Annotated in this window: 14 protein-coding genes; 4 read left to right on the top strand and 10 right to left on the bottom strand. The window is 47.3% G+C overall.

Annotation, left to right across the window (positions count from 1 at the left end):
• Window positions 1–212 precede the first annotated feature (212 nt).
• The gene (locus DESPODRAFT_RS06810) at window positions 213–1,580 is read left to right on the top strand and encodes an MBOAT family O-acyltransferase (protein WP_245532033.1); all 1,368 of its coding nucleotides are present in this window, start codon (window positions 213–215) and stop codon (window positions 1,578–1,580) included.
• 12 nt (window positions 1,581–1,592) lie between these two features.
• On the top strand, window positions 1,593–2,507 hold the full coding sequence (locus DESPODRAFT_RS06805) for a hypothetical protein (protein WP_004072379.1): 915 nt from the start codon (window positions 1,593–1,595) through the stop codon (window positions 2,505–2,507).
• Between the two features lie 216 nt (window positions 2,508–2,723).
• Here DESPODRAFT_RS06805 and DESPODRAFT_RS06800 read toward each other — a convergent pair whose 3' ends face one another.
• From DESPODRAFT_RS06800 to DESPODRAFT_RS06770, 7 genes are all read right to left on the bottom strand, one after another.
• Window positions 2,724–2,969 carry a PLP-dependent transferase gene (locus DESPODRAFT_RS06800; protein ID WP_083843550.1) on the bottom strand — a complete coding sequence of 82 codons (246 nt, stop codon included), beginning with the start codon at window positions 2,967–2,969 and terminating at the stop codon, window positions 2,724–2,726.
• Between the two features lie 434 nt (window positions 2,970–3,403).
• On the bottom strand, window positions 3,404–4,231 hold the full coding sequence (locus DESPODRAFT_RS06795; protein ID WP_004072378.1) for a polysaccharide deacetylase family protein: 828 nt from the start codon (window positions 4,229–4,231) through the stop codon (window positions 3,404–3,406).
• A 92-nt stretch (window positions 4,232–4,323) separates the two neighbouring features.
• Window positions 4,324–5,766 carry a cobyrinic acid a,c-diamide synthase CobB gene (locus DESPODRAFT_RS06790; RefSeq protein WP_004072377.1) on the bottom strand — a complete coding sequence of 481 codons (1,443 nt, stop codon included), beginning with the start codon at window positions 5,764–5,766 and terminating at the stop codon, window positions 4,324–4,326.
• Window positions 5,767–5,786: 20 nt separating this feature from the next.
• Entirely contained in the window at window positions 5,787–6,047 is a 261-nt protein-coding gene (locus tag DESPODRAFT_RS06785; RefSeq protein ID WP_004072376.1) for a dissimilatory sulfite reductase D family protein, read from the bottom strand.
• 103 nt (window positions 6,048–6,150) lie between these two features.
• Window positions 6,151–7,299, bottom strand: a complete 1,149-nt coding sequence (dsrB, locus tag DESPODRAFT_RS06780) for a dissimilatory-type sulfite reductase subunit beta (protein WP_004072375.1) — start codon at window positions 7,297–7,299, stop codon at window positions 6,151–6,153.
• 15 nt (window positions 7,300–7,314) lie between these two features.
• Window positions 7,315–8,640, bottom strand: a complete 1,326-nt coding sequence (gene dsrA / locus DESPODRAFT_RS06775) for a dissimilatory-type sulfite reductase subunit alpha (RefSeq protein ID WP_004072374.1) — start codon at window positions 8,638–8,640, stop codon at window positions 7,315–7,317.
• A gap of 200 nt (window positions 8,641–8,840) precedes the next feature.
• Window positions 8,841–9,509 (bottom strand): tetratricopeptide repeat protein, encoded by a 669-nt coding sequence (locus DESPODRAFT_RS06770; protein ID WP_004072373.1) that lies wholly within the window; start codon window positions 9,507–9,509, stop codon window positions 8,841–8,843.
• 198 nt (window positions 9,510–9,707) lie between these two features.
• Between DESPODRAFT_RS06770 and dapA the strand changes: the two genes are divergently transcribed.
• The gene (dapA, locus tag DESPODRAFT_RS06765; RefSeq protein ID WP_004072372.1) at window positions 9,708–10,742 is read left to right on the top strand and encodes a 4-hydroxy-tetrahydrodipicolinate synthase; all 1,035 of its coding nucleotides are present in this window, start codon (window positions 9,708–9,710) and stop codon (window positions 10,740–10,742) included.
• A gap of 139 nt (window positions 10,743–10,881) precedes the next feature.
• Here dapA and DESPODRAFT_RS06760 read toward each other — a convergent pair whose 3' ends face one another.
• Window positions 10,882–11,712 carry a YkgJ family cysteine cluster protein gene (locus DESPODRAFT_RS06760; RefSeq protein WP_004072371.1) on the bottom strand — a complete coding sequence of 277 codons (831 nt, stop codon included), beginning with the start codon at window positions 11,710–11,712 and terminating at the stop codon, window positions 10,882–10,884.
• 303 nt (window positions 11,713–12,015) lie between these two features.
• Between DESPODRAFT_RS06760 and galU the strand changes: the two genes are divergently transcribed.
• On the top strand, window positions 12,016–12,885 hold the full coding sequence (gene galU / locus DESPODRAFT_RS06755; protein ID WP_004072370.1) for a UTP--glucose-1-phosphate uridylyltransferase GalU: 870 nt from the start codon (window positions 12,016–12,018) through the stop codon (window positions 12,883–12,885).
• A gap of 9 nt (window positions 12,886–12,894) precedes the next feature.
• On the opposite strand, the gene DESPODRAFT_RS06750 is transcribed toward galU, so the two are convergent.
• Window positions 12,895–13,527 (bottom strand): lytic transglycosylase domain-containing protein, encoded by a 633-nt coding sequence (locus tag DESPODRAFT_RS06750; RefSeq protein WP_004072369.1) that lies wholly within the window; start codon window positions 13,525–13,527, stop codon window positions 12,895–12,897.
• Window positions 13,502–13,891 carry a hypothetical protein gene (locus tag DESPODRAFT_RS06745; protein WP_004072368.1) on the bottom strand — a complete coding sequence of 130 codons (390 nt, stop codon included), beginning with the start codon at window positions 13,889–13,891 and terminating at the stop codon, window positions 13,502–13,504. Before DESPODRAFT_RS06745 ends, DESPODRAFT_RS06750 begins: the two co-directional genes overlap by 26 nt.
• Window positions 13,892–13,896: the final 5 nt, after the last annotated feature.

Here is a 13,896-nt window from a genome sequence, read left to right as displayed (position 1 = left end):
TTTATAGTCCACCAGTGTACGTAAAAAAAAGCAAAATGGTTTCAGGGTTGTTAAAGAACAAAGGAAACAGACGGCCCGGCAATTATTTATTGACCATTTGACATGAACACCCGTTAGGGACAACCGTGTTATTCAATTCCTTTCAATTCGCCATTTTTTTCCCTGTTTTAATCGGACTTTACTATTTCACCCCTCATCGGTACAGATGGGTTTTGCTTTTATCATCAAGCTATTTTTTTTATTCCTTTGCAAAAATTGAATATATTTTTATTCTCATGGGATCAACCCTGGTCAATTATACCCTAGGGCGCCTGATGTCAACCGCCCAGAAAAACAAAAGAAAACCTTATATGTGGGCAGGTGTTTTCTTAAATATCGGAACGCTTTTTTTGTTCAAATATTTCAACTTTTTCAACAAATCAACCGCCAGTGTGCTTGGGGCACTGAATATCCACCAGGATATTCCCATGTTTGACTTGCTCCTTCCGGTGGGCATCTCCTTTTATACATTCCAGGGCCTGGGCTATATTCTGGATGTTTATAACGACAAAGTTCCGGCGGAACGCAAACTACATATTTTTGCCTTGTTCACGGCGTTCTTTCCCCCGTTGCTTTCAGGTCCAATCAACCGGGCCAGGGACCTGATGCCCCAATTCAAACAGCCCCGAGCCTTTGATTATCAGAACGTCACCCAGGGGTTACGGCTCATACTCTGGGGACTTGTCAAGAAAATGGTCATTGCCGACCATCTTGCCGTCTATGTTAACCATGTTTACAACCATGTGGGGGATTATCAGGGCATTGCGCTCATTATCGCCACCCTGTTTTATACCGTCCAGATCTACTGTGATTTCTCAGGATATACGGATATGGCCCGGGGCAGCGCTCAAGTCTTAGGATATGACCTGATGGAGAACTTCAGGCATCCTTATTTTTCAAGGTCTCTTCACGAATTTTGGCAACGCTGGCATATCTCCCTGTCCACCTGGTTTCGGGATTATGTATATGTTCCGTTAGGGGGAAACAGAGTGACAATATGGCGGTGGCGATACAATATTTTTATTACCTTTCTGATAAGCGGTTTGTGGCATGGGGCGAACTGGACATTTGTCGTCTGGGGCGCTTTGCATGGCTTTATACTGATTTTGGAGAACGCAACACGCCATTTCCAGAGGCGACTGGCAGACAGGTTGTTTACGGGCAAGGCCTCCAGGCTGAATCAAGGGATACAGGTGGCCATCACGATCTCTATGATCTCTTTTGCCTGGATTTTTTTCCGGGCCAATTCGGTGTCGGACGCATTTACCATTATCCGTAAAATGTTTTTGATCGGTATTGACGGATTTGGTTTAAAACAGGCCGGGATCACTGTAGTGGGCATCCCGCAATTTATTTCTCTGCTTTTTATGGTTGTGTTGCTTTTTGGCGTAGAAATGTGGGAACGTCGGGGATGGGTCCAGGAACTGGTGGGAAATCTTCCACTCACGGTCCGCTGGGCCATCTATACGGTTGCATTCTGGTCTGTATTGATTTCGGGAGTGTTTGGCGTAAAACAGGAATTCATTTATTTTCAGTTCTGATAAAAGCAAAAAATGAACGGAACACTTTTTATTATAAAATTAGTGATATTCGGGGTGCTGAATCTTTTTATTCTCACACTCCTTCTCTATGGCTTTTCAGGGCGGCACCGGGATATCCATCTGTCATATGCCGAAAGCGAGTCAAACCTGCTGGTCATTGGAGAAAACGAACACTATCCGGTCGTCTTTCTGGGAACCTCAAGGGGCCGCGTGCTTTCCCGGGATGGAAACCATGAAATGGTGGAGAGAATCCTGGGCAGGAAGGTTGCCAACCTCTCCAAAGGGGGCGGCGGCGGTCTGATGCCCATGGATGTTCATCTCTCTTTTTTCCTGAATCAGGGAAATACGACAGACCATGTTATTTACCTGGTCGACCCGTTTATTTTCTATTCGTCCATCAACAATGAACACAACGATTTCTTTCTCAGGGATGAGCCCTTTGAACTGTTCATTTTCCTAAAGCTCATCAAGGAGCGTTATCCCCTGGACCGGCTCTCTTCCTACCTGCAGATGATTAAGGTCACGGACTGGCAAAAGATATCCCGCTATGCAGCCCCCGGACTCACGGAAGGTACGCTTAAGAAAATCGATGAAGAAAAGATGGAGAAGGCAAAAAAACATTATCTGAAAAAGTATGATCAGAACAACTTTGTCGCTTACGGCCATGTGGTTGATGACATTAATCGGCTGGTGAAAACCCATGGCGCCACAATCACCTATGTCATGCTCCCACTGTTCATGCCCGATTTTCCGGGCCTGCCTGAGGTAGATGCGTTCTTGAGGAAAACTGCTGATCGTGAAGCTGGGGTCTTTTACATCAACTGTGCATCGTGCATGCAGGATAAAAAATTTTATTACGACCATATGCACTTTAATAAAACAGGCATTGAGTACTTTCTAAAGACATATATCCGTCCCATATTATAAAAGACATTACCGCAAGCAAAGCTCATTCATAAGATAATTGAGTTTTACCTCAAATTTTCAGGTTGATATCTTAAATCTTCCAACCATTTCGTTCAGGTGTTCAGCAAGTTTCGACAGCTCCACAGCACTGGTTTCTACCTGATGGCTTCCGACATTCATTTCATTGGTCGCCTGACTTACTTTGGGCCAGGGTATCTCAAAGCTTTGAGATAACATTCATATTGGCACTGAATTAAGCAGCGTCTCTCCGGCCTCAAACCCGCCCTTAAGCTCAAATGCCATCACCCCGCCCGGACCACTGTGCTGCGTCTGGCCAAGATCATACTGGGGATGACTTTTCAGACCCGGATAGCGAACCCAGGCAATTTGGGGATGAGCTTCCAGGAACCGGGCAATTGCCATGCCGTTTTCCGCATGCTTTTCCATCCGGATTCCCAGGGTTTTGATACCCCTGTGTACCAGAAATGCATTGAAATGTAGCCTTCCTGTCGCCCGGCAAAAAGAGCTGCCCCGTGGCCGGTGGAATCAAACCGGAAGGCCGACGTCTGATAAATCGGCTGAACAACAGCCCTGGAGTCGTTTACCGACGCTCCGGCATGAATACACATAGATTGCGGGGTCAATTCTTTAAAATTCATAAGCGACCTCCTTTGATTGATTTTCATAAGACAAGTTAACATTTATATTATCAGCTTTGCAACACATATAAAACTGCAAACTTTTCCCCAGGGATAGTAAGTGCTTGACCTGAGGCGGATTGATGGTATGTGTAAGAAAAACGAGAACTCGAAAGATAAAAAAGCAAAGCCTCCATCAAAATATCGGGCAAAAAAACAGCCCCATTATCCCTAAAATTTACCTGAACGGTAAAGAGATTTAAGACAAATTAATCTAAATTACCGGAGTCCCTGCCGTTCAGGCAGGGACTGCTCCATGACCGCCTGCCCGATCAGCTCCGATAACGGAACGACCGACAGTTTCCTGGTTTTAAGTCCATTCAATAGACGCTCAAGTTCGGTTAAAAACGAAAAGAGCACTGTGTTATCCCGTGTCTCATGGTTTTCAGTCCAGGGCGTTGAATCATGGAGCAAAATAATATCACCGGGTTTCACCCGGTGCAGAATTTTTGACGCAATACCGGATATCCTGCGGTTGCCTTTATCCATGGCACGGCAGGAAAAATTTACAGCACTTAATCCCAATTCTGCCAGAACAGGTCCCAATTTGGGGTTGGTGATACCTGCCGGGGGCCGGAAAACCAGTGGCCGGATGCCATTGGCCGCAAGAACCGTCTGGGTTTTAATGATCTCCTCTTTGAGGCGCTGAGCTGATTTGAGCATGATCAAAGGATCGTGGGAATAGGTATGGTTGCCGATGGTGTGGCCCTGATCCAGAATTCGGGCAATGAGATCCGGATTCCTGCGGGCATTTTTTCCTGTGACAAAAAACGTGGCCGGCACCTGGTAAGTTTCAAGGAGAGTCAAAACCAAAGGGGTTGTGGTTCTGTCAGGCCCGTCGTCAAAGGTAAGAGAGACACAACGAATGCTGCGGGACCCCCGACAGATAACAGGCAAAAAAAAACCGAATCCCGTCAAAAAAGGAGCGGCCAGACACACCAGAATAAATCCCGCCAGTGGAAAAATGCTCCACACCGGTCCCCACAAAACAAACAAGGCGCTTGCCAAGACAAACGCAACAATTCCTATTTTCTCCCCTGTACTCAACGTTTTCTCATCTTATGGGATTTTTCGTGCTCCCAATATAAAATTTCATGTTGTAAGGAATTTTATAGGTCTGTAATTATATGGATCATGGGTTATTGACGTGAAGCTTTGAAGCGCCTGGCCTTAGCAATCAAAGAGGGTGCCCAGCTGGTGGTACCAAGGGTATGGATGTGGGTATAGGTGCCAAAGGTATTGTCTTTAAAAAATCCGTCCTTTTTTTCAATAATCCCCTTGCCCCTAGTCATTTTAAATGCCATGGCACTATCATCATAATCAATGGAAATCACCTTGGAGTATCTGAATTCATGGCCGCGAAGCACTTCTCCTTTGGCATAAAATGGATTTTCATTGACCACTTCAACTTCCGTGTAGCCATGGCCCTGGGGCCGTTTGGAAAGCCCAAACCGTAAGGGCAGGATACCGGTCATGGGGTAAACCACATCATCAAGACAAATACTCTCGCCAAGGAATATCAGGCCACCGCATTCGGCATAAATGGGAAGTCCTTTGCGGGACAGCGCTTTTAAATTATCTCTGAAAACCTGATTGGCAGACAGCTGGGTGGCGTGGGTTTCGGGAAAGCCGCCGCCCATGTAGATGGCGTCGACTTCGGGAATATCGGACTGGGATAAAGGACTGATGAATTTAATCCCGGCACCCAGATTTTCCAGGGCTTCAATATTATCAGGATAATAGAACTGAAATGCGGAATCCCGAACAACGCCAATGGTCACAGTGGAAATATCTGTTGCCTGCTTTTTATTTTCTGCCGTATTCATTGCAGGAACCGATTCCTGCCGGTCGTTGTCCACAAGCGGCATACCCTGTCCCTTAAACGAAGTGATCCGTCGGAAAAGTTCATCAACATCAATATTATCCAGGGCCACCTGCCTGGCCCGGGCCAAAGAGGTATCGCTTTCCTGGTGTTCTTCGGAAGTGACAAGCCCCATATGACGTTCGGGAAAATCTTCCTGCTTTAGCTTCGGCAGAGCGCCAAAAACCGGAATATTGCAAAAGTGTTCAATATTTGCCCGAACTTTTCCCTCATGGCGCTTTCCGGCCATACGGTTGAGGATAACGCCGCAAATATTGATATCCGGATCAAACTGCATGCAGCCCATGAGTACAGCGGCCATGGTACGGGTGGATTTGGTGCAGTCCAGTACCAGTATCACAGGCAGATCCAGCAGCTTGGCCAGTTCGCTTGTGGAGGTGGTCCCATCCAGATCAATGCCGTCGTAAAGGCCGCGGTTGCCCTCAACCATGGCAATATCGCAGGATTGGGAGTGAGTAAGATAAGAGGTTTGTACGACCGACTGGGCGCACAGATAGGTATCAAGATTATAGCAGGGGCGACCGGCTGCCCGTGATAGCCAGCCGGCGTCAATATAGTCAGGGCCCTTTTTAAAGGGAGCCACCGTTATATTCCGGGCTCTCCATGCGGCAGTTATCCCAAGGGATATTATTGTCTTGCCTGAACCACCCCTGAGTCCGGCAATAACAACTCCAGGGACTTTTTCCCTACTGACAGTCATGAATTAAGCGAAAAAATTCTCTATTCTTCGCCTTCGGAAGAATGCTGGATACCGGCACCCTTCAGACCGTACATAGTGGTGGATCCGGATGACCAGTATTCAAGAATGCCGTTTTCAACCATTTTGTTAACAACTTTTTTGATTTCCCGGGGTTTGTCATCGGGGAAAAGCTTGTAAAAGTCTTTAATATAAAATTTGGTTTTGCTGCCGGCCTTTCCCTGAAGCCAGTCAATAACGGCTTTTTCGGCTCCTTCTTTATCGTTCAAAAGATCGCTTGCCATGTTAGACTCCTTTCCTTTCGGTTGAAAGGGATGAACCGGAGAACAAAATGCACCCCGGTCCATCCGATATTAAATAATGTTTAAACCCAAATTAGTTTTTAAATTAGAATTTAAACTGAGTGGACTGACGCCAGCTCATGTAAGCCTGCTGACGGAAATCGTCAATCAGGTGGTGGGTGAAGTCAAGTTCACAAGCACTAAAGAATTTTTCCCATCCGATTCTCTCAGCCCAGTCACCCAGACGTTCGTATTTGTTCGCGCCGTTTGAATAGGCGTTAACAATCTTTTTGATGGCGTCGGTCATGGACGGCCAGCGGGGCATTTCATTGGGCAGGAAGGCCACAACAACCTTGGAAAATTTCGGCTCGGAGATACGGTTGGATACTTTACCACCAGCCATGAGAACAATACCGTCACCTTCGGTGTCGGCAAGTGGCATGGAGGGACACATGGTGTAACAGTTACCGCAGTACATGCAGCGTTCGTTTTTAACCTCAACGGATTTTACTTCAGTACCGTTGGGCAGTTTTACTTTTGAGGGCTTAATGGCTGCGGTGGGACATGCAGCAACGGCCAGAGGAATTTCGCAAACCTTGTCCAGGTATTCATGGTCAAGCATTGGCGGTTTTCTGTGGTAACCCAGGATGGCGATATCAGAGCAGTGAACCGCACCACACATGTTCAGGCAGCAAGCCATGGAAACACGAAGCTGAGCCGGCAGTCTCATCTGCTGGAAATCGTCAAACAGGGCATCCATGGTAGCCTTTACGGTACCGGAAGCATCGGTGGCCGGGGTATGGCAGTGAATCCAGCCCTGGGTGTGAACGATATTGGTTACGCCGGCACCAGTACCGCCGATGGGGAACTTATGGGAACCGCCGGAGAACTTTCTGGAAGCCAGATCGTTTTTAAGGGGCTCTACCTTGTCTTTGGAGTCAACCATGAACTCAATGTTGTTACGAGTGGTGAAGCGTACATACCCGTCACAATGTTTGTCTGCAATGTCACAGATTTCATTGATGTGCGTGGTGGACATCAGGCGGCAACCGCCGACTCTTACGGTGTATACTTCATCTCCGGAATCGGCAACATGAACCAGTACGCCGGGTTCCAAAATTTCATGATGAGACCACTTGCCTTTGTTGTTTGCGATAACAGGAGGATAAAATTCGTTATAGTCTCTGGGACCGATGTCGGTGATTCTGTTTTCCATCGGTTTTTTGGGATCATACCCTGTTGAAATAAATGCCATTATGATTCTCCCTTTTTATCTTAAGTGATGTTTTCTGAATTCGTCAACGTCACGTTCCCAGCCACCCGGAACTTCGTCTTCTTTCCAGAAGATGTAGGGGTTGGTTCTCGGGTAGGCAACATGCTGGGGCATCGCTTCGATGCCGGTTACTTCCAGAAGTTTCTGGAAGCCCTGGCGCATGATCAGCTCACCAAGACGTTCGCGGTTCTTGCCTTCTTCCATCCACCAATCCCAGATATTTTCAATTATTTCGGTAATTGCTTCGTAATCATTGTCGGCATTGACTTCAACAAAGGGAACCAGCAATGAACCCATCTGGGCACCGTCAAGGATAGGCGCCTTGGCACCGCAGAGAATGGAGAGACCGGTTTCTTTACCAATTTTCAGGGCTCTGGGCATAACATTGATACAATGCATGCAGCGGGTGCAGTTGGCATTGTCAATGGTCAGGGTTTTGTTCTCAAACTTCATGCAGCCTGTGGGGCAAAGTCTGACAACTTCTTTTTGAATGTTAAAGGGGCCCCAGTCTTTACCTTTGTGGGCACCGGCATTAGCAGGATATGCAGGATCGTTTTCAACATATTTGTTGACTGCGTCCTGATCAATGCGGATGTCGTCTTTCCAGGTACCGATAAAGGACATATCGGAACGTGCGATGGAAGCAACACAGCAGTTGGGGCAGCCGTCAAATTTAAACTTAAACTTGTAGGGGAATGCCGGACGATGCAGCTCATCCTGATATTCGTTGGTCAGGAAATGGCAAAGCGCGCTGGTGTCGTAGCAGGAATATTCACACCTGGACTGGCCAAGGCAGTCGGCAGGGGTTCTCAGGTTGGAGCCGGAACCGCCCAGATCCTGGTTGAAATCATGGGTCAGTGTCCAGAATACCTCTTCCAGCTGGGGCGTAGTGGTACCCAGCAGAATGATGTCGCCGGTGGCGCCGTGCATATTGGTAATTCCGGAGCCCCTGAAGTCCCACAGCTCAGTCAATTGTCTAAGATACTCGGTGCTATAGTATTTACCGCAAGGCTGGTTTACACGCATGGTGTGGAAATGCTCTACACCGGGAAACAGCTTGGGCTGATCGCAGTAACGGCCGATAACGCCGCCGCCGTAGCCGAATACACCAACGATGCCGCCGTGTTTCCAGTGGGTCCGGCCATGTTTGTAAGAAAGTTCTACAACACCAAGAAGGTCGTCTACACAATCCTGGGGGATCTGGAATTCAACGCCTTTTTCGTTTTTGGCTCTGACTTCTGCCTGCTGTTTCAGGTCAGAAACAAAGCTAGGCCACGGGCCGTTTTCCAGCTCGTCTAAGAAAGGAGTTTCATGCTTAGCCATTTACTTACCTCCGTTAAAAGTTGATTTACATGCAACAATGAAAAGATTTTCCAAACTTCTCATTAATATTCTTTTCTCTATCATTCCAAAGCATTAGTGAAAAAATTAACGCTTTGAAGCAGACATTATAAGCAAATAAACATAGGTGATATAGAATTTATAAGTCCGCATGTCAATAAAAACCTGTCATCACGGTGTGATTATATGTCCCGATGGGGTGCAAGCTCATCCAGCAGTGCCGGGTTGACTTCAAAACCTAAATCCACGGCAATATCACAATGTTTGATGGCCTGCTCGTAATCTTTAAGTTCCAGATAGGCCACGGCCAGGTTGTTATGGGCAATAGGGAAGTTAGGTTCCACGGACAGGGCCTGAAGATTGGCCTTGACCCCCTCTGCCACCAGTCCTTTCATAAAATAGGCGGTTCCCAGCGTCGTGTATGCCTGGATGAAATTTTTATTATGGATAATGGCCTTCTTTAAATTTTTAATGGCCTTGTCCACTTTTTCTTCATCTTCTTTGGCATCCTTGCCGTCCACCAGCTGCAGCAGAACAAAGGCCATGTTGGCATAGCCTTCGGCAAAGCCGGCCCGGGCCTTGGTGGCCTGCTGGTTGAACCGGAAACACCCCTCAAGGTCACCACTTTGCAGACACAGGCCGCCAAGCTGCACATAAGCCTCGGACAGGGTAGGGCTGCAGTCAATGGCGTCATGAAGTTCTTTTTCCGCTTCCGCAAACTCCTGCTTGCCGATCAGCGCAACAGCCAGATTATAATGGGTTGTGCCGCATTCGGCATTTTGGACCAGTGCGTGTCTGAGCCGTGCGATCTGCTCGTCTGCATTTTTAGGCAGGTTTCTGGAATCGGCCATTATTTATATCTCCTTTGGCTTTTTGTGACTTTATCATTGTGTTTAAATAAAATTTTTATATAATAAGTTCTTTTATTCGGGTGTCAAGGTCTTTCAGGGAAACTTAAGCGTCGTCCCGTAAGGAATTGGCACAACGTTTTTGGGCAAATTGTTTTATCCGCGCATGCCGCGCAAATAAACATCAGGAGTTTGTAAGTTATGGAACAAGGATGCTACACAGCACTTATCACCCCGTTCACCCCGGCAGGAGATCTGGACCGGGACGGCCTGTCCGGGCTCATTGATTTCCAGATTGAAAACCGGATTACCGGAATTCTTGCCACCGGCACCACTGGTGAAAGCCCGACATTTAAATGGGAAGAACATAATCTGGTTATTGATTTGATTGCCAAACAGACCAGGGGCAAGTGCACGTGCATCGCAGGCACCGGCTCAAACAACACGGCTGAAGCCATAACCGGTACATCCCATGCCGCAGAACAGGGCGTGGACGGTGTCCTTCTGGTGGATCCCTATTACAACGGGCCCTCCTCCCTTGAAATCCGGCGGGAATATTACGAGGCGGTGGCAAGGGAAACCCCGGGCCTGAATATCATTCCTTATATTATTCCGGGACGTACCGGTGCACAAATGTTGCCCCAGGATCTTGCCATACTTGCGGACAACTGTGCCAATGTAACCAGTGTCAAGGAAGCCACCGGCAATATAGACAACATGAAGCTGACCAGAAAACTTTGCGGGGACGGTTTCAATATCTTTTCCGGAGACGATGCCCTGGTATGCCGCGTCATGGCAGATGAACAGATCCGGGCCTGCGGTGCAATTTCAGTCATGTCAAATATTGCACCGGCATTCATGACCCAAATGGTTGAACTGCTTAACCGGGGTAAAACCCAAGAAGCCCTGGCTATTGAGACCGCATTGTCTCCGTTGCTGGAGCTTGTGGTCATCACTACCGAAGAGGAAAGCAAGTACGGACCTGTCAAATGCCGGGCCAGAAATCCTTTGCCCCTGAAAACCATGATGCAGATCCTTGGCATGCCGTCCGGCCCATGCCGCCAGCCCTTGGGGAAAATGACCCAAAAAGGATTTGATATGGCGCTTTCCGCTTTAAAAAAAGTACAGGCAGACAACCCTGAAATTCTTGCGCCGGTTGCCTCTTTCTTTAATCTGGATATTGACGCCCGCCTGAATGATACGTCGGCCCATAAAGCGTTGTGGTATAATTATTAATAGTGTTTGAACGAAAAGTCACCCATCTGCCGCGTTGCAGAAGAATTTACAATCCTCACATACTTTAGTATGCTCCGGTTGCAAATTCTTCTGCGCCTTGCATCTGGGCAACTTTTCGTCCAAACACGGTCCCGTAAATTTATGACCCCGTTGAGTCCCCGCCGTTCTCTTTGGACTTAAACATATCCTCTCCGGTATGGAAAAAAGTGGTTTTTAACCATTCAAATCCGAACTGAAGCAGTTTCACATCATCATCTTTAATCTGGGCCACCCGTTCTGCCGGGATATTGTACCGGGTAAGAAAAGAGGATTCAAACACGAACCGTTTAAACTTATCGATATTATAGCAGACCATGAAAAACATCTGTTTGGCCTGTTCGGAGAGCTGCATACTGGACGGCAAAGATTTTTTACGGACCATGAGATCCAGCCAACCTTCATTGACCTCATCACGCAGATCGACGCCCTGGTCCTCACGCCATTCCCCTACGGTCCATTCGTCCGGTTCATCAAAGCCTTTACAATGGGGCTCCTTGATCATGAAAAAGAACTCATCCTGATCGTTATCCTTTTGTTCGCCGGAATAACTCAAAGCGCCCACCCCAAGGGGATAGTACCGGCAGGTAGTAGGACGGTCTTCATAAACCATGCATCCCTCCTTGTCCTGGACAAACGGGCAGGACCTACGCTCATCATCAAGGAGCTTGAGGGTCACCACGGGCATATCCGCTTTTTCAAGAAGCTGGGGGGTGGTAAATATGGACAAAAATTTCTCGGAATCAATGTCCAATTTTTTGCGCATGGTTAAAATATCATAGGGGGTGAGCATAATATCAATCCCCCTGCAACACTCTGTAAAACAGGAGACGCCTTTATGGCATTTGAATTTAAACCGGCTTTTAAGGCTAAGCTGCTCCGGCGGAATTTCCGCCCGGGCCTGGGTTGCATCTGTCTTATTTTCAGCGTTCATTCACTATTTCCTTATCAATTAATAACAAGCAATATAAAAATTAAATATCATACTGGAAATAGGCAATAATGTCAATTGGATAGCCTGATGCATTAACCAAAGCAGCCCAAATCCCTACAGGATTGTTCATTTTGAGTTTGACACGACAGCCTCTGCTAATCTAAAAATATAAAAATTGTTTGAACATAAAAACCTTCGACGAAAATAGTCGTTCAAACACCAACAAAATATTTAGGTCTGCTCTGACATGCCCTGCCCCGAAAATCAGGGAAAATTTCAGTATCAAGTATTCAAGGAGTCGTTATGAGAGTAAAAAAAGCGGTATTCCCGGTAGCAGGTCTTGGCACCCGGTTTATCCCGGCTACGAAGGCCATGGCCAAGGAGATGCTGACCGTAGTGGATAAACCCATTATCCAGTATGCTGTTGAAGAGGCGTTTGCAGCCGGTATTGAGCAAATTATTTTTGTCACGGGCCGGGGCAAAAAAGCCCTCGAAGATCACTTTGACCGCAGCTATGAGTTAGAGACCATGCTCAAAACCAAGGGGAAAACAGACTTGTTGCGGCAGGTCAATGAACTGGTCCCCCGAACCGGTACCATTGTTTACACCCGCCAACATGATCCCCTAGGGCTTGGCCATGCCATCTGGTGCGCCAGGGACATTGTGGGGGATGAACCCTTTGCCGTACTTCTGGCCGACGATATGATCCAAACCCCGGATAAGCCTGTACTCACGAAAATGGTGGAAAAATTTGAACGGTTCCGGGCATCCATTGCCGCGGTCATGGAAGTGGAAAAGGATCAGACCGATAAATATGGCATTCTGGATGCAACCCCTCTGGAAGAGGATATGGTAAGAATCAATGACATGGTGGAAAAACCGAAGCCCGAAGACGCCCCGTCCAACCTGGCCATCGTGGGCCGCTACATCCTTACCCCGAGAATCTGGGAATATCTTGGAAAAAAACAGGCCGGTGCCGGCGGTGAAATCCAGCTCACCGATGCCATGAAGGGACTTTTAACCGAACAACCGATCTTTGGATATAAATTCAAGGGCACCCGGTTTGACTGCGGCGACAAGGTCGGGTTTCAAATGGCTAATCTTTCCTTTTCCCTTGAACGACCGGAAATGCGAGACAAACTGCTTGATTTCATAAAGACGATCAAAGCCTGAGACTGATCTTCAGCTGCTTTTATACCGTGAATACAACGACATCACCTTTTGTACATAGGTCTGGGTCTCTTCATAGGGTGGAATTTTGTTGTATTTGTCCACAGCCGATGGACCTGCGTTATAGGCGGCGAGGGCCAGGGCAAGTTTCTCATTATACCGAATGAGCATCCGCTTCAAATAACGGGTTCCGCCCATAATATTCTGGGACGGATCAAAGGGATTTGAGATATTCAGGGAGGCGTCGTTCTGGGGCATGATCTGCATAAGCCCCCTTGCCCCTTGGGTGGACACGGCATTGGGGTCAAAACAGGACTCGGCATGGATCACGGCCTTGATCAATGCGTGATCCACACCAAAGGCACTGGCGGCTCTGGAAATAATATCGTTGTAGACATCAGGCCCGGCCTTGAATCTTCTTGTCCGGGCCAGTAACTCGTCCCCGCTATTTTCCTTGAGATAAAAGGTACAGTTTCTATTAGAAGTAGGCGTATTGGTGAAATTCACACCATCGGGCTCAATGCACTTGTATATGTCCCCCAGGGCCGTGCAGGGAGATGTCAGGCACAGCCATGCGAAAAGAAAAAATATCGCCCTAAACCCCGGAACCTTTACCGACCTATCTTTTCCTTTTGCGCTTTTCAACCCGATCCTTATACTCCTTTAATGCAAGTTTTTCAGGAAACTTAGGGTTTGCCACATATCGGCCGGTATTTTCAAGAAATGTATTTACCAGATTTTCCAGCACGGCATCCTTTTCATGATCCATGATCATGTTACGTTCCAGCCGGTAGCGATATTCAATGGGAGACCCTAATATATTTAAAATATCATCAAATTCAGTATCAGACAACGGTTCAGATGTGAACAATGACATTTCCACAGGAATCTTCATTGTCGCGGTCATGATCACTACCCAGGCATCTGCCCCGATTTTTCTTGAATCGTCAAAAATTTCAAGAGAGCGGCCATAGTCAAAATCTAACTTTTTATAAGGTATTCGTTCCATTTTCA

It is taken from the genome of Desulfobacter postgatei 2ac9 (genome assembly GCF_000233695.2).
In the GTDB taxonomy this organism is placed as follows: Bacteria; Desulfobacterota; Desulfobacteria; order Desulfobacterales; family Desulfobacteraceae; genus Desulfobacter; species Desulfobacter postgatei.
Note: the sequence above shows the minus strand (reverse complement) of the source record. Positions and strands in the feature narration are given on the sequence as shown.

Coding starts and splice junctions, on each gene's coding strand:
- dapA (WP_004072372.1), top strand. CDS start 9,708: ATGGAACAAGGATGCTACACAGCACTTATCACCCCGTTCACCCCGGCA.
- DESPODRAFT_RS06770 (WP_004072373.1), bottom strand. CDS start 9,509: ATGGCCGATTCCAGAAACCTGCCTAAAAATGCAGACGAGCAGATCGCA.
- DESPODRAFT_RS06805 (WP_004072379.1), top strand. CDS start 1,593: ATGAACGGAACACTTTTTATTATAAAATTAGTGATATTCGGGGTGCTG.
- dsrA (WP_004072374.1), bottom strand. CDS start 8,640: ATGGCTAAGCATGAAACTCCTTTCTTAGACGAGCTGGAAAACGGCCCG.
- DESPODRAFT_RS06785 (WP_004072376.1), bottom strand. CDS start 6,047: ATGGCAAGCGATCTTTTGAACGATAAAGAAGGAGCCGAAAAAGCCGTT.
- dsrB (WP_004072375.1), bottom strand. CDS start 7,299: ATGGCATTTATTTCAACAGGGTATGATCCCAAAAAACCGATGGAAAAC.
- DESPODRAFT_RS06760 (WP_004072371.1), bottom strand. CDS start 11,712: ATGAACGCTGAAAATAAGACAGATGCAACCCAGGCCCGGGCGGAAATT.
- DESPODRAFT_RS06745 (WP_004072368.1), bottom strand. CDS start 13,891: ATGGAACGAATACCTTATAAAAAGTTAGATTTTGACTATGGCCGCTCT.
- galU (WP_004072370.1), top strand. CDS start 12,016: ATGAGAGTAAAAAAAGCGGTATTCCCGGTAGCAGGTCTTGGCACCCGG.
- DESPODRAFT_RS06790 (WP_004072377.1), bottom strand. CDS start 5,766: ATGACTGTCAGTAGGGAAAAAGTCCCTGGAGTTGTTATTGCCGGACTC.